The following is a 17231-nucleotide window of genomic DNA, read 5'->3' on the forward strand; positions in this document are numbered from 1 at the left end:
CTAAGCTGTAACAGTCGGGCATAAATGCCCGACCTACGGCTTTTTAACCACCTGCCAACCATAAACACACACCATGTCTATCTTCCACATTATCTACCGCAGCCACCGCAAACCGTTTCTGCTGATGCTGCTGTTCACCTTATTATCGGGCGCGCTCGGCATCGGCGTGCTGGCCTTTATCAACGGCCGCCTGCTGCAAGGCGGCACAGGCGGCGCAGACGGCGCGGCGGTGTGGCAATTTTCCCTACTGGTGCTGTTTTATTTTGCCGCCGCCACGTTTTCGCAAATCAAACTCTCGCAAATCGGCCACAGCTTTATCTGCACCATGCAGGCCGAGCTGGTGAAACGGGTGATGGACGCCGACAGCGAAACCGTGCAAAAAACAGGCAAAGCCGCTATTTTGGCCAGCCTGGCCAACGACATCCACCATCTTTCGGTGGCCTTCACCCGCCTGCCCGATTTGGTGCAGGGGCTGTTGTTTACCGCCGCATGCAGCCTGTATCTGATTTGGCTTTCGCCCAAACTGTTTGCCGTTACTGCACTGATGCTGGCCTTGATGGTGGCGGGCGGCCACATCGCCGTGCGCCTGCACTACCGCTATTTCCGCCAAAAACGCCTGTCGGAAGACGCGCTGCACCGCCATTACGAAACCGTGCTCGACGGCCACAAAGAACTCTCCCTCAACCGCTACCGCGCCGAACGCTTTTTCCGGCGCGAATTCACCCCCGAAGCCGAACGCAAACGCAGCTACCACATCCGCGCCGATGCTTATCATCTGCTCGCCATCAACTGGGGCAACAGCGTGATGCTGGCGGCGGTGGGCGCGGTGTTTTACCTGTCGGCCTATCACCAATGGGCCAGCCTGGCCGACGCCGCCACCGTGAGCATGACGGTTTTGTTTATGCGCGGTCCGCTCACCGCCGCCATCGGCGCGTTTCCCGTGATGCTGCAAAGCCAAGTGGCTTTGCAGGCATTGGCACGGCTGCAACTGCCCGAACACCGCAGCGGCTTCCACGACGGCACCGCCCTGCCCGACAACTGGCAAACCCTCCGCCTGGAAAACATCCGCTACACCCACCCCGCGCAAGGCGGCCAAACCTTCGCGCTCGAACCGCTCAACCTCACGCTCAAACGCGGCGAAACCGTGTTTCTTATCGGTGCCAACGGCTCCGGCAAATCCACGCTGGCGATGCTGCTCGCCGGCCTGTATCCCCCCGCCGGCGGCAGAATCTGTGTAGATAATACCGAAATCACCGCCGCCAACCGCAACGCCTACCGCCAACTGTTTGCCGCCGTGTTCACCGATTTCCACCTGTTCGAACAACTCACCGACGGCATGGGGCAAGACGTTTCAGACGGCCTGATTGCCGACTGGCTCAGCCATTTGCAGCTTAACGGCAAAGCCAAAATCGAAGCCGGCCGCATTCTCAATAGCAAGCTTTCGCAAGGCCAGAAAAAACGCCTCGCCCTGCTGGCCGCCGCGCTCGAAGGCCGCAGCCTGCTGATACTCGACGAATGGGCGGCCGACCAAGACCCGCAATTCCGCCGCACGTTTTACGAACAACTGCTGCCGCTGCTCAAAGAGAGCGGCTACACCGTGTTTGCCATCAGCCACGACGACAAATATTTCCACCATGCCGACCGCATTCTGTCGATGAAGCACGGCGTGTTGAGCGAATACGGCGCAGAAGAAGCCGTGCGGGTGGCCGATGCGCACAGCCGCTGAAGCCGGCCGCCGCCCCTGCCCCAACCGTGCCGCCTGTGGCCGTTTTTTCAGACGGCCTGATGATTACCGAAACGATTCAAAATCATTTCACAAACTAATCAATAAAAACAATAACAAAAATTCGTATCAAACAAGCAACAAAAATAAAGAAATATTGTCATATTATTTCTATTTACCTAACCGATAAAACAAAATATGCCACAAACAGCCTATAATCCGCACCACCAGGCCGTCTGAAAACAATAAAGACCGAGACCTTTGCAAAACCCTCAGATGCGCATGCAGTTCAAAGCGTAGCAGCGCAGCGAGTACAGACATATCAAACAGATAGGCAAGCGAGCGGGCAGTACCCTAAAGGGCATAAACACACAACGCAGAACTGCGCCGCAGATAGGTTTTTTGCAAAGGTATCATGCTTTCAGACGGCCTCTTCCCCCATAACAATCCGAAAGACAACACGATGAAAAGCAAACAACACATTTTTGCCCGCAGCCTCTTGGCCGCAGCCGTTTTGGGCGCCTACACACACAGCTTCGCCGCCGACGACACCGGCGCGCAAAACGCCGGAACCGCCGAACTGGAAACCGTCAACGTGGTCGGCTCCATCAACAAACTGCCCGACGTGCCGTTCCGCCAAGCCAAATCCGCCGTCGCCATCAGCGCAGAAACCTTAAGCGAAGAAGGCGTGGAAAAAATGGACGAAGTCGGCCGCTACCAAGCCGGTTTCACCAACCAGCCCTACGGCAGCGACACCAACACCAACTGGTTCAGCATCCGCGGCACCGAAGCCAGCCAATCGTTTGACGGCGCGCCCGCCGCCTCCTATGGCTTCTTCTCCCCGCACATCGACCCCTTCGGTGTGGAATCGGTGGAAATCACCAAAGGCGCCGACTCCATCACCTACGGCGCAGCCAATGCCGGCGGCCTGGTCAACTACATCAGCAAACGTCCGCATAAAAACCAAGTGGGCAAAGGCGTAGTCGAAGCCCATGTCGGCAATAACAACCAGCGCGGCATCGCCGCCGACTACACCGGCGCACTCAATGCCGACCAAAGCCTGCGCTACCGTTTGGTTGGCTCCTACCGCAAGGCCGACGGTCAATGGAACGGCACCGGCAACGAAAGCTATTACTTCGCACCGTCATTGTCTTGGGATATTGGCGAGCGCACTAATTTGTCCCTGCTGGCCAACGTGCAAAAAGATGTGGGTACGCCGAGCAGCAATTTTGTGCCGCAGGCAGGCAGCCTGTTTGCCGTAAACGGCCAAAAAATCGATCCGGATACCAACTTGGGCGACCCGAGTGTCGATAACGAAACCAACAAGCAATACGCGCTAGGCTATACATTCAGCCACGATTTCGGCAACGGCCTGTCGTTCGATTCCAACTACCGCTACAGCCGCATCGACAACAAACACACCGGCGTTTACGTTTGGCCGTCGTTAAGCGGTAACTTTGCCACCCGCGACGTGGTGATCAACGACGGCGAAGCCACCGGCCATTACGCCGACAACCGCCTGACCTGGCAATGGAAAAACCAACACATCCAAAACACCTTGCTGGCCGGTATCGACTACCGCAAACAAGACACCGAAGGTGTGTACCAAAATATGCAATATCCCGGCTCGATCGTCAGCCCCAACGCCGTCAACGTGTTTGCGCCGACTTACGGCGTCAGCATCGACAGCAGCAACGTGCCGCGCACCGACATGAGCCTGCGCCAAACCGGCTTCTACCTGCAAGACAGCGTCAAACTGTTCAACCGCATCGGTATCACCGCCGGCGTGCGCCACGACCGCGCCCGCAACGAAGAGCTGCTCTCCGGCCAATCCGTCAAAGCCAACCACACGTCTTACTCCGGCTCGCTGATGTATTACGCCCCCTTCGGCCTCAACCCCTACATCGCCTACAGCGAATCCTTCCGCCTGCCCACCGGCTTGAGCGGCGACCAAACCCTGTATGACCCGAATACCACCGAGCAATACGAAATCGGCGTCAAATACCTGCCTTCATGGTTAGACGGCAGCATCTCGCTGGCCGCCTACAAAGCCCGCGACAAAGGCGCGTTGGTATCGGGTGCCGGCGGTATCGGCAGCACCGTCAGCGGCGACGTTTCCAAACGCAAAGGTATCGAATTGCAGGCACAGGGTAACCTCACCGACAACATCAGCGCGCAACTGGCCTACACCTACCAAAGCCGCGTTGACACCGTAGCGGACGTGGACTACCGCAATCCGCTGTTTGCCAAACACAATGCCAGCCTGCGCGGCAGCTACCACTTCAACAACGGCGCACTGAGCGGCCTGACCTTGGGTGCGGGCATCCGCTATGTCGGCGACAGCAAAGTCGACGGTCAATGGGCAACCTATCGCGGCATGAAAATACCGTCTTCTACCGTGGTCGATTTGTTCGCCCGCTACGCCATCAACAACAATTGGGAAACACAGCTTAATGTCGATAACGTAGGCAACCGCAAATACATCGCTGCCTGCGACGCCAGCTACTGCTACTACGGCCAAGGCCGCAGCATCGTCGGCAAAGTGAGCTATAAGTTCTGACACCTGACTTTTCCGGCAATAACCGGCATTCAGGCCGTCTGAAAACATAACGGGCTTCGCAGCAACATTGCTTTGTTTGTTTTCAGACGGCCTTTAAGATATTTTTACAGAGGTATCAGGCCGTCTGAAATATCCGATTATCGTCATTCCCGTAACCATAAAAAATACCCGGAAACAACTCCGGGTATTTTTATTCAAACCGCCGCTGTCAAACCTCGCTGCCGCCCACTACCAAGCCCTCGTCGATACGCAAAGTCGGCTGGCCCACGCCCACCGGTACGCTTTGGCCTTCTTTGCCGCACACGCCCACGCCGGTGTCTAACGCACTGTCGTTACCGGTCATGCTCACATATTTGAGCACTTCCGGGCCGTTGCCGATAATGGTGGCGCCTTTTACGGGGTATTGCAGTTTGCCGTTTTCAACCCACCATGCCTCGGATGCGCTGAACACGAATTTGCCGCTGGTGATATCGACCTGGCCGCCGCCGAAGTTAACGGCGTAAATGCCTTTATCCACCGAAGCGATGATTTCTTCTGGATCGTAAGCACCGTTTTCCATAAAAGTATTGGTCATGCGCGGCATGGGGGCCGCCGAATAGCTTTCGCGGCGGCCGTTGCCGGTTACCGGCACACCCATCAGGCGGGCATTGGTTTCGTCCTGCATATAGCCGGTGAGAATGCCGTCTTCAATCAGCACGGTGCGGCGGGTTTCGTTGCCTTCGTCGTCGATATTGAGCGAGCCGCGGCGGTCAGCTATATCGCCCTGATCGATCACGGTAACGCCTTTGGCGGCCACCCGCTCGCCGATGCGTCCGGCAAACGCGCTGGTTTGCTTGCGGTTGAAATCGCCTTCCAAACCGTGCCCCACCGCTTCGTGCAGCAGCACGCCCGGCCAGCCGTTGCCGAGCACCACCTTCATCGCGCCTGCGGGTGCGGGGCGGGATTCGAGATTGGTCAGCGCCTGCTTGACCGCAGCGTTCACATATTGCGCCACGCGGCTTTCGTCGAAATAGTCCAAACCGTAGCGCCCGCCGCCGCCCGCACTGCCCTGCTCGCGCCGATTGCCCTGTTTGGCGATAACGGTAACGTTCAGACGTACCATCGGGCGGATGTCGGCGGCGTGGCGGCCGTCCAAACGGGCGATGTAAACCAAATCGTATTCGCAAGTCAGCCCCGCCATCACCTGCACGACGCGCGGGTCGGCAGCCTTGGCCAGCGCCTCCACTTTATTGAGCAGGGTGACTTTGGCGGCCGAATCCAAACCGGCTATCGGGTTTTGCGTAGTGTGTACTTGCAGGCCGCGGACCGGCACGGCGGCTTTCACGCTGCCAGCCGCACCTGCCGCACCGATTACCCGCACGGCCTGCGCCGAACGGTTAATCGATTCTTCATTGAGGCTGTCGGCATAGGCAAAGGCGGTTTTTTCACCCGAAACGGCGCGCACGCCCACGCCTTGATCGATTTGGAAGCTGCCCGATTTGACCATCCCCTCTTCGAGATGCCAGCTTTCAAAAGCGGTGCGCTGGCAATAAATATCGGCATAATCCACATGGTGGCTGCCAATCAGGCTCAGGCTGCGGGCAAGCTGCTCGGGCGAGAGGCCGTTGGCTTCGAGTAAATCCCGTTGTACGGTTCTGTAGGTTTGCGGCATGGTATTCGGCTGATGAGGCCGTCTGAAACGTTTTCAGACGGCCTGATATGAAAAAAAATGTTGAGAATCGGAATTATACGGGATTTGCCCTGCCGTTGATATGTGGTTTGATTTTGGCTATGGACGGAATTTATCGCGAACCAAAATAAAAACGATAAGGCGTTGCCTCATTTTTTATAGTGGCTTAAATTTAAAATAGTACAGCGTTGCCTCGCCTTAGCTCAAAGAGAATGATTTTGTAAGCCGCTGAAGCGGCAACAGAATCGGTTTCGTACTGTCCGTACTGTCTGCGGCTTCGTCGCCTTGTCCGTGTTAAATTTAAGCCACTATATTTTGCTTCACTATACAGACAAAAATCTTCGGTAAAACGGTGCCAAATTGCGCCCTATCCGCTGTATTTCAACGAAAACAGCCCAACCATCGTCAATTTATTTTCTTTTTTATCAATTAATTATCTAAAAATATATCATCACAGATATTTTGTTATTGATAATTGTTTTTATTTATATTAAGATAAAGACACTCGGCAGACATCCTAATGCCGGGCCATTAAACACCAAACAGCTGATTCCCTTAAACCGTCTTTAACGATACCGGAGTGTGCGTATACGAAAGATTCCGTTCCCTTTACATCAAATACTCAAAACCGAAACACCGAACCGCCGTTTAACACGGCGGTTCGGTGTTTTTTGGCATAGTATGACGGTGCGTAATTTTTCTTAAGTTGATTCACTATACTAAAGCTTCATCTTCTGCGTGGCCGCCAGCCATTTCGCCAAACCGTGCGTTTCGTCGAGCAGGCCGTAGCGGGCAAAGGCGTCGAGCGTGGCGATCATGGCGTCGTTCATCAGCAGACCGTCGCACATGGCGGCGGCGAGTTCGGCCACGCCCATGCGTTTGAATTCGGCCACTTCGCCGTCTTGGTTTTCGGGAACCACATCGGGCGGCAGCACCACATCGAAAATATGCAGCAGCTCGTTGTGCAACCCGCGCGACACGGGGCGTACACTCAGGCGGCGGCTGCGGCACGGCAGGTTTTGCAGCAGGCCGGCATCCAAGCCGGCTTCTTCGCCGCCCTCGCGCAGCATGGCTTCCTGTATGCTCTCGCCGCTGGCGATGCCGCCGCCGACCAAGTTATCAAGCTTGTTGGGATCAACCGCTTTGAAAGGGCTGCGGCGGCCTATCCAGAATACCCATTCGCCGTTGTGTTCGGTTAAACCGTTGATGTGTACGGCCTGGCTCATCAGCCCCAGCGGGCGGAAAGCCGCACGCTCGAGTGCAAACAGGGCGTTGCCTGCGTTATCGGTGGCGTCGAACTTTTCGTTGCGCCAGCCGCTCAGGTGGCCGAGCTGGTGCCAACCCTGCGCCATGTGTTGCAGGCTGTCGCCCATCGAGAGCCAGTTGTCGGTAAAAAGATAAATGCCGTCGGGCTTTTCTTCTAACCGCCCCGGCCAGTCCTGCTCCACCCGCTCCAGCCATTTTTCGTTCAGACGGCCCAAACGCACACCATTCAGCCACAAATAACGCCAAGAGTCGGCACGCCAGTCGAAATGGTTTTCCAAACGCGCCAGCAGGCGGTTTTGCTCGGTTTCGCCCAAACGGCAGTTAAAGCGGGGCTGGGGAATCATGGTGCGGTTTCCGGAAAATAAACTGGTGGAATTATAACAAGAGCGCCTGCTTTTCTGCTGATTCGGATTAGATTTTTTATCAGCCTGAGACCTTTACAAAATACGTTTTAATCCTGAATTTATTTATGTTTTGCCATACCCGGTCTTGACCCGGGTATCTGTTATTTCTTTTGAAACAAAAAGATGTTCGGGTCAAGCCCGAGCATGACGCAGAGGTTTATAAGATGCTGAAAGGGGTTTTGTAAAGTTCTCAGGCTGACGCAGGCAGCTCAACCCGGAAAGGCCGTCTGAAAAAACCGCCTATCCGCCGCATAAAGCGCCACCGCCTGATTTGTTTTACAATACGCCCTTTTATCCGAACCCGCTTTCCGCCGCAATGATTGAAGAACACACTCCCGCCGCCCCCGTGGGCAGCGATTACCTGCTGCTCGGCCAATATGCCGAGCGCGCCTATCTCGAATACGCCATGAGCGTGGTGAAAGGCCGCGCCCTGCCCGAAGTTTCAGACGGCCAAAAGCCCGTGCAGCGCCGCATTCTGTATGCCATGCGCGACATGGGCCTTACCTACGGCGCCAAACCGGTGAAATCGGCGCGCGTGGTGGGCGAAATTCTCGGTAAATACCACCCGCACGGCGACGCTTCGGCCTATGACGCGATGGTGCGCATGGCGCAGGATTTTACCTTGCGCTATCCGCTAATCGACGGCATCGGCAACTTCGGCTCGCGCGACGGCGACGGCGCGGCGGCCATGCGCTACACCGAAGCACGCCTCACGCCGATTGCCGAGCTGCTGCTGGCCGAAATCAATCAGGGCACGGTAGATTTCGTGCCCAACTACGACGGCGCGTTTGAAGAACCCCTGCACCTGCCCGCGCGGCTGCCGATGGTGCTGCTCAACGGCGCATCGGGCATCGCCGTGGGGCTGGCTACCGAAATCCCGTCGCACAATCTCACCGAAGTCACACAGGCCGCGGTGGCGCTTTTGAAAAAACCGTCGCTCACCACCGCCGAACTGATGCAGTATATCCCCGCGCCCGATTTTGCCGGCGGCGGCCAAATCATCACCCCCGCCGCCGATTTGCAGCAAATTTACGAAACCGGCAAAGGCAGCGTGCGTGTGCGGGCGCGTTACGAAGTGGAAAAACTCGCGCGCGGCCAATGGCGCATCATCGTAACCGAACTGCCGCCCAACACCAGCGCGCAGAAAATTCTGGCCGAAATCGAAGAGCAAACCAACCCCAAACCCAAGTCGGGCAAGAAAAACCTCACGCAGGAGCAGCAAAACACCAAAGCACTGATGCTCTCGCTCTTGGAGCGCGTGCGCGACGAAAGCGACGGCGAAGCACCCGTGCGCCTAGTGTTCGAGCCGAAATCCAGCCGCATCGAGCCTGAAAACTTCATCAACACGCTGATGGCGCAAACCTCGCTCGAAGGCAACGTGCCGATGAACCTCGTGATGATGGGCACGGACAACCGCCCCGCCCAGAAAAACCTCAAAACCATTCTGGCCGAATGGCTGGAATTCCGCACCGTAACCGTTACACGCCGTCTGAAATTCCGCTTGGGCCAAGTGGAAAAACGCATCCACATTCTCGACGGCCGTATGATTGCGTTTCTGCACATCGATGAAGTGATCCGCGTGATCCGCGAATCCGACGACCCCAAACCCGATCTGATGGCCGTCTTCGGACTCACCGAAATCCAAGCCGAAGACATTCTCGAAATCCGCCTGCGCCAGCTCGCCCGCCTGGAAGGCTTCAAACTCGAAAAAGAATTAAACGAGTTGCGCGAAGAAGAAGGCCGTCTGAAAACCCTGCTCGGCGACGAAAACGAAAAGAAAAAGCTGATTATCAAAGAGATGCAGGCCGATATGAAGCAATACGGCGACGAACGCCGCACGCTGGTGGAAGAAGCCGGCCGCGCCACGCTCACCCAAACCACCGCCGACGAACCCGTCACCATCATCCTGTCGAACAAAGGCTGGATACGCAGCCGCTCCGGCCACAACCTCGATTTGAGCCAAACCGCGTTTAAAGAAGGCGACGGCCTCAAACAAGTGATGGAAGGCCGCACCGTATGGCCGGTGGTGGTGCTCGATTCGCACGGGCGCACCTACACGCTCGATGCCGCCGACATTCCCGGCGGGCGCGGCGACGGCGTGCCGGTGGCCTCGCTCATCGAACTGCAAAACGGCGCCCACGTCGTCGCCATGATGACCGGTCTGCCCGACCAACACTACCTCTTGAGCAACAGCGGCGGCTACGGCTTTATCGCCAAGCTCGGCGACATGACCGGCCGTGTCAAAGCCGGCAAAGTGCTGATGACGCTCAAGGCGGGCGAACAAACGCTGCCGCCCGTGCCCGTATTCGCCGTGTCGCTCATCAACCCCGACTGCAAAGTGCTGCTGGCCTCAAGCGACAACCGCCTGCTGGCCTTCACCATCGGCGAGCTGGAAGTGATGGCCAAAGGCCGCGGCCTGCAACTGATAAGCCTTTCGGACGGTGCCAAGCTGGAACACACCGCCGTTACCTCGTCGCCCGAATTCATCGTCGAGAGCACCGGCAAACACGGCGCCGAACACAAAGAAAAACTGCGTATTCAAGATATAAACAACAAACGCGGCAGAAAAGGCAAAATTTTAGAGATTTCAGGCCGTCTGAAAAGATTATCCGGCGCAGATTCGGTATAATTACGGCATTGCTGTTTCACAACCGAAACAATCAACATAAAACACGGCCGCGCATACGGACGGGAGGGCCGAAAACGGCAACCGGTGCGCGGCCTGCAAGCACCAACCGAAAAAATAAACGGCTGAAGAATAAACACTTTAACCCTTCGAAAAAGCTGCTTTTAACTGCTTGGGCTTACCGCCCGACACCTGCACGCAGCCGCTTTGCACCGAAGCTGCGGCATTTTTACAACATAACAATATCCGCCCGTCCACAACAACAACAATACAACAGGCCCTACATTACATGAGCGTAAACAGATTATTCCTCAAACACGACTGGGAAACGCTGAACGAGCGCATTCCCGGCCTGATCAACATCGCCCGTATCGCCATCGTGCTCTCGCTGTTGGTATTCCACTTGGTGAGCGTGTATTCGGGCAACGAAACCAAAAACCTGTTTCCGCCGCTGGAGTTTTACACTTGGGCGGCGATTTACGCGGCTTTAATCCTGCTCACCATCTTCAAGCCCGACTGGCAGTTGCAGTCGCTCGATTTGCCCAATGCCAGCGCGGTAGTCGATATCAGCATGATGCTGATGCTCACCTTCATCACCGGCGGCATAGATTCCGGCTTCGGCATCCTCGTGCTGCCCTTTATCGCCACCTCGTGCCTGCTCAGCCACGGCCGCTACCCCATGCTCTACGCCAGCTATGCCTTCCTGCTGATTTTGCTGAGTATGTTTCTGGCCGGCCAGATTCAATTCCACCCGCTCGAATGGGACAGCCGCTCCATCGTATCCGCCGCCCTGCTCGCAGGCGCCTGCTATCTGGTGGCCGCCTTAACCGCGTTTTCCGCCACCTATCTGCAAGCGGCCACCGAATCGGCCGAAAAACACCAGCTGGCCTACCGCCGCGTAAGCGGGCTGAACCGTTTGGTGCTCAACCGCGTGCAGGAAGCCGTTATCGTAATCGACGCTTCGCAGCGCGTGTGGCTGTTCAACCGTCAGGCCAAAACCTATTTCCCCGGTTTGGAAGTCGACAAACAGGAAACCGTATTTGCCGAACTGGTGTCGCGCTGGCAATACCAACCCGATAAAAACTTTGAAACCGACATCCACATTTTCCAACATTCCATGCACGTTCGCGCCGTGCCGCTGATTCAGGAAAAAACCGAGCTGCTGATGCTGTTCGTGCGCTCGCTGCGTGAAGTGGCCGCCGAAGCGCTGGCCACCAAACTGGCCTCGCTCGGCCAGCTTACCGCCAATCTGGCACACGAAATCCGCAACCCCATGTCGGCCATCCGCCACGCCAGCGACCTGCTGCACGACGGCGACGATGCCGATGCCACCAAAGCCAAACTTCACAGCATTATCGACACCAATATCCAGCGCATCGACAAAATGCTCGAAGACGTGTCGCTCATCAACAAGCGCGACAGCGTCAGCCGCGAACCGGTCAACCTGATGAAATTCTGGCTGGAATTCAAGCAGGAATTCACCCTCAACAACCCCGATGCCGTCGGCTGCCTGCGTATGAATATGGACGGCAGCAATTTAAGCGTGCTGGCCGACCCCATGCACCTGCAACAGATTATGTGGAACCTGTGCAACAACGCCTGGCGCCACAGCCGCCAAGACCAGCACGCCATCACCGTGTTGATCAGGCCCAGCGGCCGCATACACATTTCGATCGTGGTGGCCGATAACGGCACCGGCGTGCCGCCCGACGTGCGCAACCATTTGTTCGAGCCATTCTTCACCACCGAAAAACAAGGCACCGGCCTGGGGCTTTATGTGGCGCGCGAACTGGCGCACGCCAATCTGGGCCAACTGCACTACCACCCCGAAATGAACGGGTTCGAACTGATTTTACCGAGAGAAACCGATGAGCAACCATAACCTGCAAGACCCCGTATTGGTGGTGGACGACGAAGCCGATATCCGCGACCTGATGGAAATGACCCTGATGAAAATGGGTTTGCGGGTACAAACCGCCGTGGGCGTGGAAGATGCCAAAGACAAGCTCGACAACAACGACTATTCGTTAGTGTTAACCGATATGCGTATGCCCGACGGCTCGGGCCTCGAAGTGGTGCAATACATCGACGAGTTGGCGCTCGACACCCCCGTGGCCGTGATCACCGCCTTCGGCAACGCCGATCAGGCAGTCGAAGCCCTGCGCGCCGGTGCGTTCGACTATCTGCAAAAACCGATCACCCTTTCGCAACTGCGCTCACTGGTGAAATCAGCGGTAAAAATCAGCGAGCCGTCCGAACACGCACCGGCCGCTCCGCAACCTGCCGAACCGCCGCCCGTGCAAACCGCACCTGCCGCACCCGCTTTCGCCAAACCGCAGCCTTCCCCGCCGCACGCCGCGCGCGTGCCGTTTCCTTCCGCCCCGCCCGCAGCAATGCGCAAAACCGGCTCCGCCCTCACCCGTTCGGCAGGCGTGCCCGAGGGGCTGCGCTCGCTGAAAGACCGCTTTTCCAGCGGCGAACTTACCGCACGCGTATTGCCCGAAACCGAGCTGGGCGGCGAGTCGGATATGCCGCGCCTGCTGGGTATGTCGCCGCAGATGGTGGAAGTGCGCCACTTAATCCGCCGCCTTGCCAAAAGCGGCGTGCCCGTTTACATATCGGGCGAATCGGGCACGGGCAAGGAGCAGGCCGCGCGCACCATACACGAGCTGTCCGACCGTGCCGACAAGCCCTTTATCGCCGTCAACTGCGGCGCGATTCCCGAAAACCTGATGGAAAGCGAATTTTTCGGCTACAAAAAAGGTAGCTTCACCGGCGCCGACACCGACCGTTTGGGCTTTTTCCAACATGCCGACGGCGGCACGCTGTTTCTCGACGAAGTGGCCGATCTGCCGCTGGCCATGCAGGTGAAACTGCTGCGCGCCATTCAGGAAAAAGCCGTGCGCCGCATCGGCGATCCCCGCGAAACCTTTGTGGACGTGCGGATTGTGTGCGCCACCCACAAAAATCTCGAAGCGCTGGTGGAAAGCGGGGCTTTCAGGCAAGACTTATACTACCGCCTCAACGTGGTGTCGCTGAATATGCCGCCGTTGCGCGAAATGCGCGAAGATTTGGGCGGCCTGATTATGCACCTGCTCTACAAACACCGCAGCGGCAACGAAACCTACAAACTCAGCCCCAAAGCGCAAGACGCCCTGCTGCATTACAGCTACCCGGGCAACTTCCGCGAGCTGGAAAACATACTCGAGCGCGCCGTCGCCCTCACCGTGGGGCAGGTGATCCAATTTGATGATCTGCAAATCAACACCGGCCATACCCTGTCGCTCTCCGCGCTCCCCGAAACCGCCAATACGCCGGTTGCCGAACCCGAGACGGATTCCGGCACACCCGCCCCGGATAGCGACCGGCTTGCCCGCTTCGTGCCCGGCCAGATGCAGATTCAGGATTATCTCGACCAGGTCGAGCGCGAAATCATCGAAATGGCTTTGCAGCAAACCCGCTTCAACCGCACGCAGGCCGCCAAGCTGCTGGGCATCAGCTTCCGCTCCATGCGCTACCGCATGGAACGCCTCGATATCAACTGAAACCCGCCGTTATGGCGAAGCGGCCGTCTGAAACCGTTTTCAGACGGCCGCCCTTCATTCATAATCGCCCCTCCGGCCCATCAAAAAAACCATCATGCTCTATCTTTACCAATCCAACCGTTTGGAAGACCTGGCCGCCCTGTTCAACCAAGTGCACCGCCTGCAACCGCCGGCCGACCCGCTGGCGGAGGAAGAAATCGTGGTGCAGAGCCAAGGTATGCGGCGCTATCTCAACGCTTATCTGGCGCGCGAAACCGGCGTGGCGGCCAACCTGCGTTTCAGCTTGCCCGCCGGGCTGGCCTGGCGGCTGATGCGCGAACTGATACCGGGCATTCCCGCGCTCAGCCCGTTTTCGCCCGAAGTGATGCGCTGGCGTTTGCTGGGGCTGTTTCAAAGCCGGCTTTTTCAGACGGCCTCCGAATACCAAAGCGCGCGCGACGCGCTGCAAAGCTATCTGGGCAGCGGCGGTTCGGCGGCCTACCAGCTGGCAGGGCAGCTGGCGGATATTTTCGACCAATATCTGGTGTACCGCCCGCAATGGATAGACGCTTGGCAGCAGGGCAAAACCCTGGGTTTGGGCAGCGGCGAAAACTGGCAGGCGGCACTGTGGCGCTATCTCGACGACGGCAGCGCGCAAACGCCGCACCGCGTCGCGTTGTGGCGGCAGCTTCTCGGCGCGCTCGACAAAAGCAAGCTGCCCGAACGCTACTGCGTGTTCGGCATCGCCACCATGGCACCGATGTATCTGCAACTCCTGCAAGCGCTTGCCGGGCATTGCGACGTGCATATTTTCGCCCTCAACCCCAGCAGTGCCTATTGGGGCAATGTGATTGAAGCGGCGCAAGTGCTGCAACAGGAAGGCGATATCGACCTGAGCCAAGCAGGCCACCCGCTTCTGGCCTCGCTGGGTAAGCAGGGGCGCGATTTTTTCGACGCGCTGGCCGAAGTGCCCAAACACGAAATCCCCGTGTTCGACGACGAACCTTTTCAGACGGCCCCGCCCACCCTGCTGCGCTGCCTGCAACACGATATCCAAACCTTAACCATGCCGTCTGAAAGCTGCTATACCGCCGATGGCGTCGAAAACGACCGCTCGATACAGATTGTTTCCGCCCACAGCCCCCTGCGCGAATTGCAGATTCTGAAAAACCGCCTGCTCGCCGTTTTGGCCGAACACCCCGAATGGCAGCCGCACGACATCGCCGTGCTCACCCCGAATATCGAACCCTACAGCCCGTTTATCGAAGCCGTGTTCGGGCAGGAACAAGCCGGGGCGCAGGCGCTGCCCTATTCGGTGTCGGACGTGAAAATCAGCCGCCGCCAACCGCTCTTTCAAGCACTCTCGCAAACACTCGCGCTGCTGGAAAGCCGTTTTGAAGTCGATCTGCTGCTGCCCTTGCTGGAAAACGACCTGGTGCTGCAACGTTTCGAACTCAGCCGCGACGACCTGCCGCTGCTGCACGACACCATCGCCGCGCTCAACGTGCATTGGGGGCTGGATAACGGAATGCGCGGCGGCAGCGACAACCTGTTCACCTGGCAGCAGGGCTTGGAGCGTTTGGCGCTCGGCTGGCTGCTGCCCGAAAACGGCAACCCGCTGTGGCACAACATCAGCGCCTGGCACGGCAACCCCGGCCAAACCGCCGTGCTCGGCCGCTTCACCGCCCTCGTGCGCACACTCGCCGCCGCTGCCCGCGAATGGCAGCGCCCCGCCACCGTGGCCGAATGGGCCGAACGCGTGCGCAACCTGCTGGCCGCACTCACCGCTCCCGGCAGCGGCGACCAATACGCCTGGCAGCAACTGAGCCAGTCGCTCGCCGGCTGGCAGCAGGAAGCCGCGCTGGCAGGCTTTGAAAGCCCCCTGCCTCAGCACACCGTTATCCGCCACATCGGCCGCTTTCTCGACAGCGAAAGCCAAGCCGGCTTTCTGCGCGGCGGCATCACCTTTTGCAGCATGGTGCCGATGCGCAGCCTGCCGTTCAAAGTTATCTGCCTGCTCGGCCTCAACGACGGCGACTTCCCCCGCAACACCAAAGCCGCCGCCTTCGACCTCATCGCCCGCCACCCCCAAAAAGGCGACCGCGCCCGCCGCGACGACGACCGCTACCTCTTTCTCGAAGCCATCATGAGCGCGCGCGAAATCCTGTATTTATCGTATGTGGGGCGCGACATCCGCAACAATCAGGAGCTGGCGCCCTCCGCCCTCTTAAACGAGCTGGCCGACACCCTTGCCGCCATGACCGGCCGCAGCACCCGCAGCTGGCACGAAAACCACACAGAACACCACCCCCTGCAACCGTTTTCACGCAGCTATTTCACCGGCCAACCCCGTTCAGACGGCCTGCAAAGCACCCGCCGCGACTATGCCGCCGCCCTGGCCGCCCCTGCCACCGCCCCCGCACCCTTTTTCAGCGAACCGCTCGACGAAGCCGGAAACACCGTGCAGGCCGTCAGCCACCACGAATTTATCCGCTTCTGGAAAAACCCCGTCAAAAGCTGGCTGCAACACACCCTCAACTGGCGCGAACCCTACCGCGACACCGCTTGGGATGCCGCCGAGCCGTTCGAACCGCAGCAAGCCGCCGCCATCGCCGCCGAATATACCGCCGCGCGCCGCAGCAACGAAAACTTCCAACAAACCGAAGCCCGCCTGCAAGCCGAAAGCCTGCTGCCCGCCGGAGAGCTGGGTATATTGTGGCAGCGCAAGTTCCAAGCGGCCGCCAAATCGCTCGACGGCACGCTGGTAGCCAGCCCCAAACTGCCCGCCCTGCCCTACACGCTCGAGCTTGACGGCACCACCCTATCGGGCAGCCTCAACCACCTCTACCAACACGGGCAGATTTACTTTCTCAGCGAGAAACCCCACTCTCCCGCGCACATCGCCATTCTGCTCGAACACCTGATTTTCTGCGCCGTGAGGCCGTCTGAAACCCCAAACCGCCAAACCCACCTGCTGCTGCCCGCCCAACCCGAAACCCTGCTGGAAATCCCGCAGCCGGAAGCGCTCGAACTGCTGCGGCAATGGCTGGATTATTACCGCCTCGGCCAAACCCGCCCGCTGCCGTTTTTCGCCCGCACCACGCTGAAAGCGGCCGAAGAGCTGGCGCAAAACAAAAGCAGGGAAGAGGCTGAAAAAGCCGCCCGAGGTGTCTATTACGGCAACCAAAACAGCAAACAAAACAGCAAAGGGCAGCGCGACTACACCGAAGTCGCTTTGGTGTTCGGCAACGACGAAACCCCGCCGATAGAAACCCCGCTGTTTTGGAATATGGCCGAACAGCTGCTCGCGCCGCTGCTGAAATATTCCAATCACAAAAGTGCCGAATAAACCCTGAAGCATTGGCAAAGTTTGCAGCATCACCGCCATATTCGGGCTTGACCCGAGTATGACACGGGTTTCAACAACCGCCTGCAAACGCACCGGACGCCCGCCCACCC

At 58.2% G+C, this 17231-nt stretch carries 8 protein-coding genes; 6 read left to right on the forward strand and 2 right to left on the reverse strand.

The annotated features are described in order from the left end of the window. The first annotated feature begins 73 nt into the window (after positions 1 to 73). A complete protein-coding gene (locus tag NQ012_RS11175) occupies positions 74 to 1726 on the forward strand; it encodes a multidrug ABC transporter permease/ATP-binding protein (protein ID WP_257067661.1) in 1653 nt (550 codons plus the stop codon). 460 nt (positions 1727 to 2186) lie between these two features. Next, positions 2187 to 4283 (forward strand): TonB-dependent siderophore receptor, encoded by a 2097-nt coding sequence (locus NQ012_RS11185; RefSeq protein ID WP_257067662.1) that lies wholly within the window; start codon positions 2187 to 2189, stop codon positions 4281 to 4283. Between the two features lie 208 nt (positions 4284 to 4491). Here the strand turns inward: NQ012_RS11185 and tldD are convergent, their stop codons facing one another. Then, positions 4492 to 5934, reverse strand: coding sequence for a metalloprotease TldD (tldD, locus tag NQ012_RS11190; protein WP_257067663.1), 1443 nt, complete (start codon positions 5932 to 5934; stop codon positions 4492 to 4494). 737 nt (positions 5935 to 6671) lie between these two features. Next, positions 6672 to 7562, reverse strand: a complete 891-nt coding sequence (locus NQ012_RS11195; RefSeq protein WP_257067664.1) for an NUDIX hydrolase — start codon at positions 7560 to 7562, stop codon at positions 6672 to 6674. Between the two features lie 376 nt (positions 7563 to 7938). Here NQ012_RS11195 and parC point away from each other — a divergent pair, with 376 nt between their 5' ends. The 4 genes from parC (at position 7939) to recC (ending at position 17121) form a co-directional block, all read left to right on the forward strand. Next, positions 7939 to 10251, forward strand: a complete 2313-nt coding sequence (gene parC, locus NQ012_RS11200) for a DNA topoisomerase IV subunit A (protein WP_257067665.1) — start codon at positions 7939 to 7941, stop codon at positions 10249 to 10251. A gap of 286 nt (positions 10252 to 10537) precedes the next feature. After that, positions 10538 to 12130, forward strand: coding sequence for a two-component system sensor histidine kinase NtrB (locus tag NQ012_RS11205; protein WP_257067666.1), 1593 nt, complete (start codon positions 10538 to 10540; stop codon positions 12128 to 12130). Further along, the gene (locus tag NQ012_RS11210) at positions 12117 to 13793 is read left to right on the forward strand and encodes a sigma-54-dependent transcriptional regulator (protein WP_257067667.1); all 1677 of its coding nucleotides are present in this window, start codon (positions 12117 to 12119) and stop codon (positions 13791 to 13793) included. Before NQ012_RS11205 ends, NQ012_RS11210 begins: the two co-directional genes overlap by 14 nt. Positions 13794 to 13887: 94 nt before the next feature. Continuing rightward, entirely contained in the window at positions 13888 to 17121 is a 3234-nt protein-coding gene (gene recC, locus NQ012_RS11215) for an exodeoxyribonuclease V subunit gamma (protein WP_257067668.1), read from the forward strand. Positions 17122 to 17231 lie beyond the last annotated feature (110 nt).

Source organism: Neisseria dentiae (genome assembly GCF_024580525.1).
Lineage (GTDB): Bacteria > Pseudomonadota > Gammaproteobacteria > Burkholderiales > Neisseriaceae > Neisseria > Neisseria dentiae_A.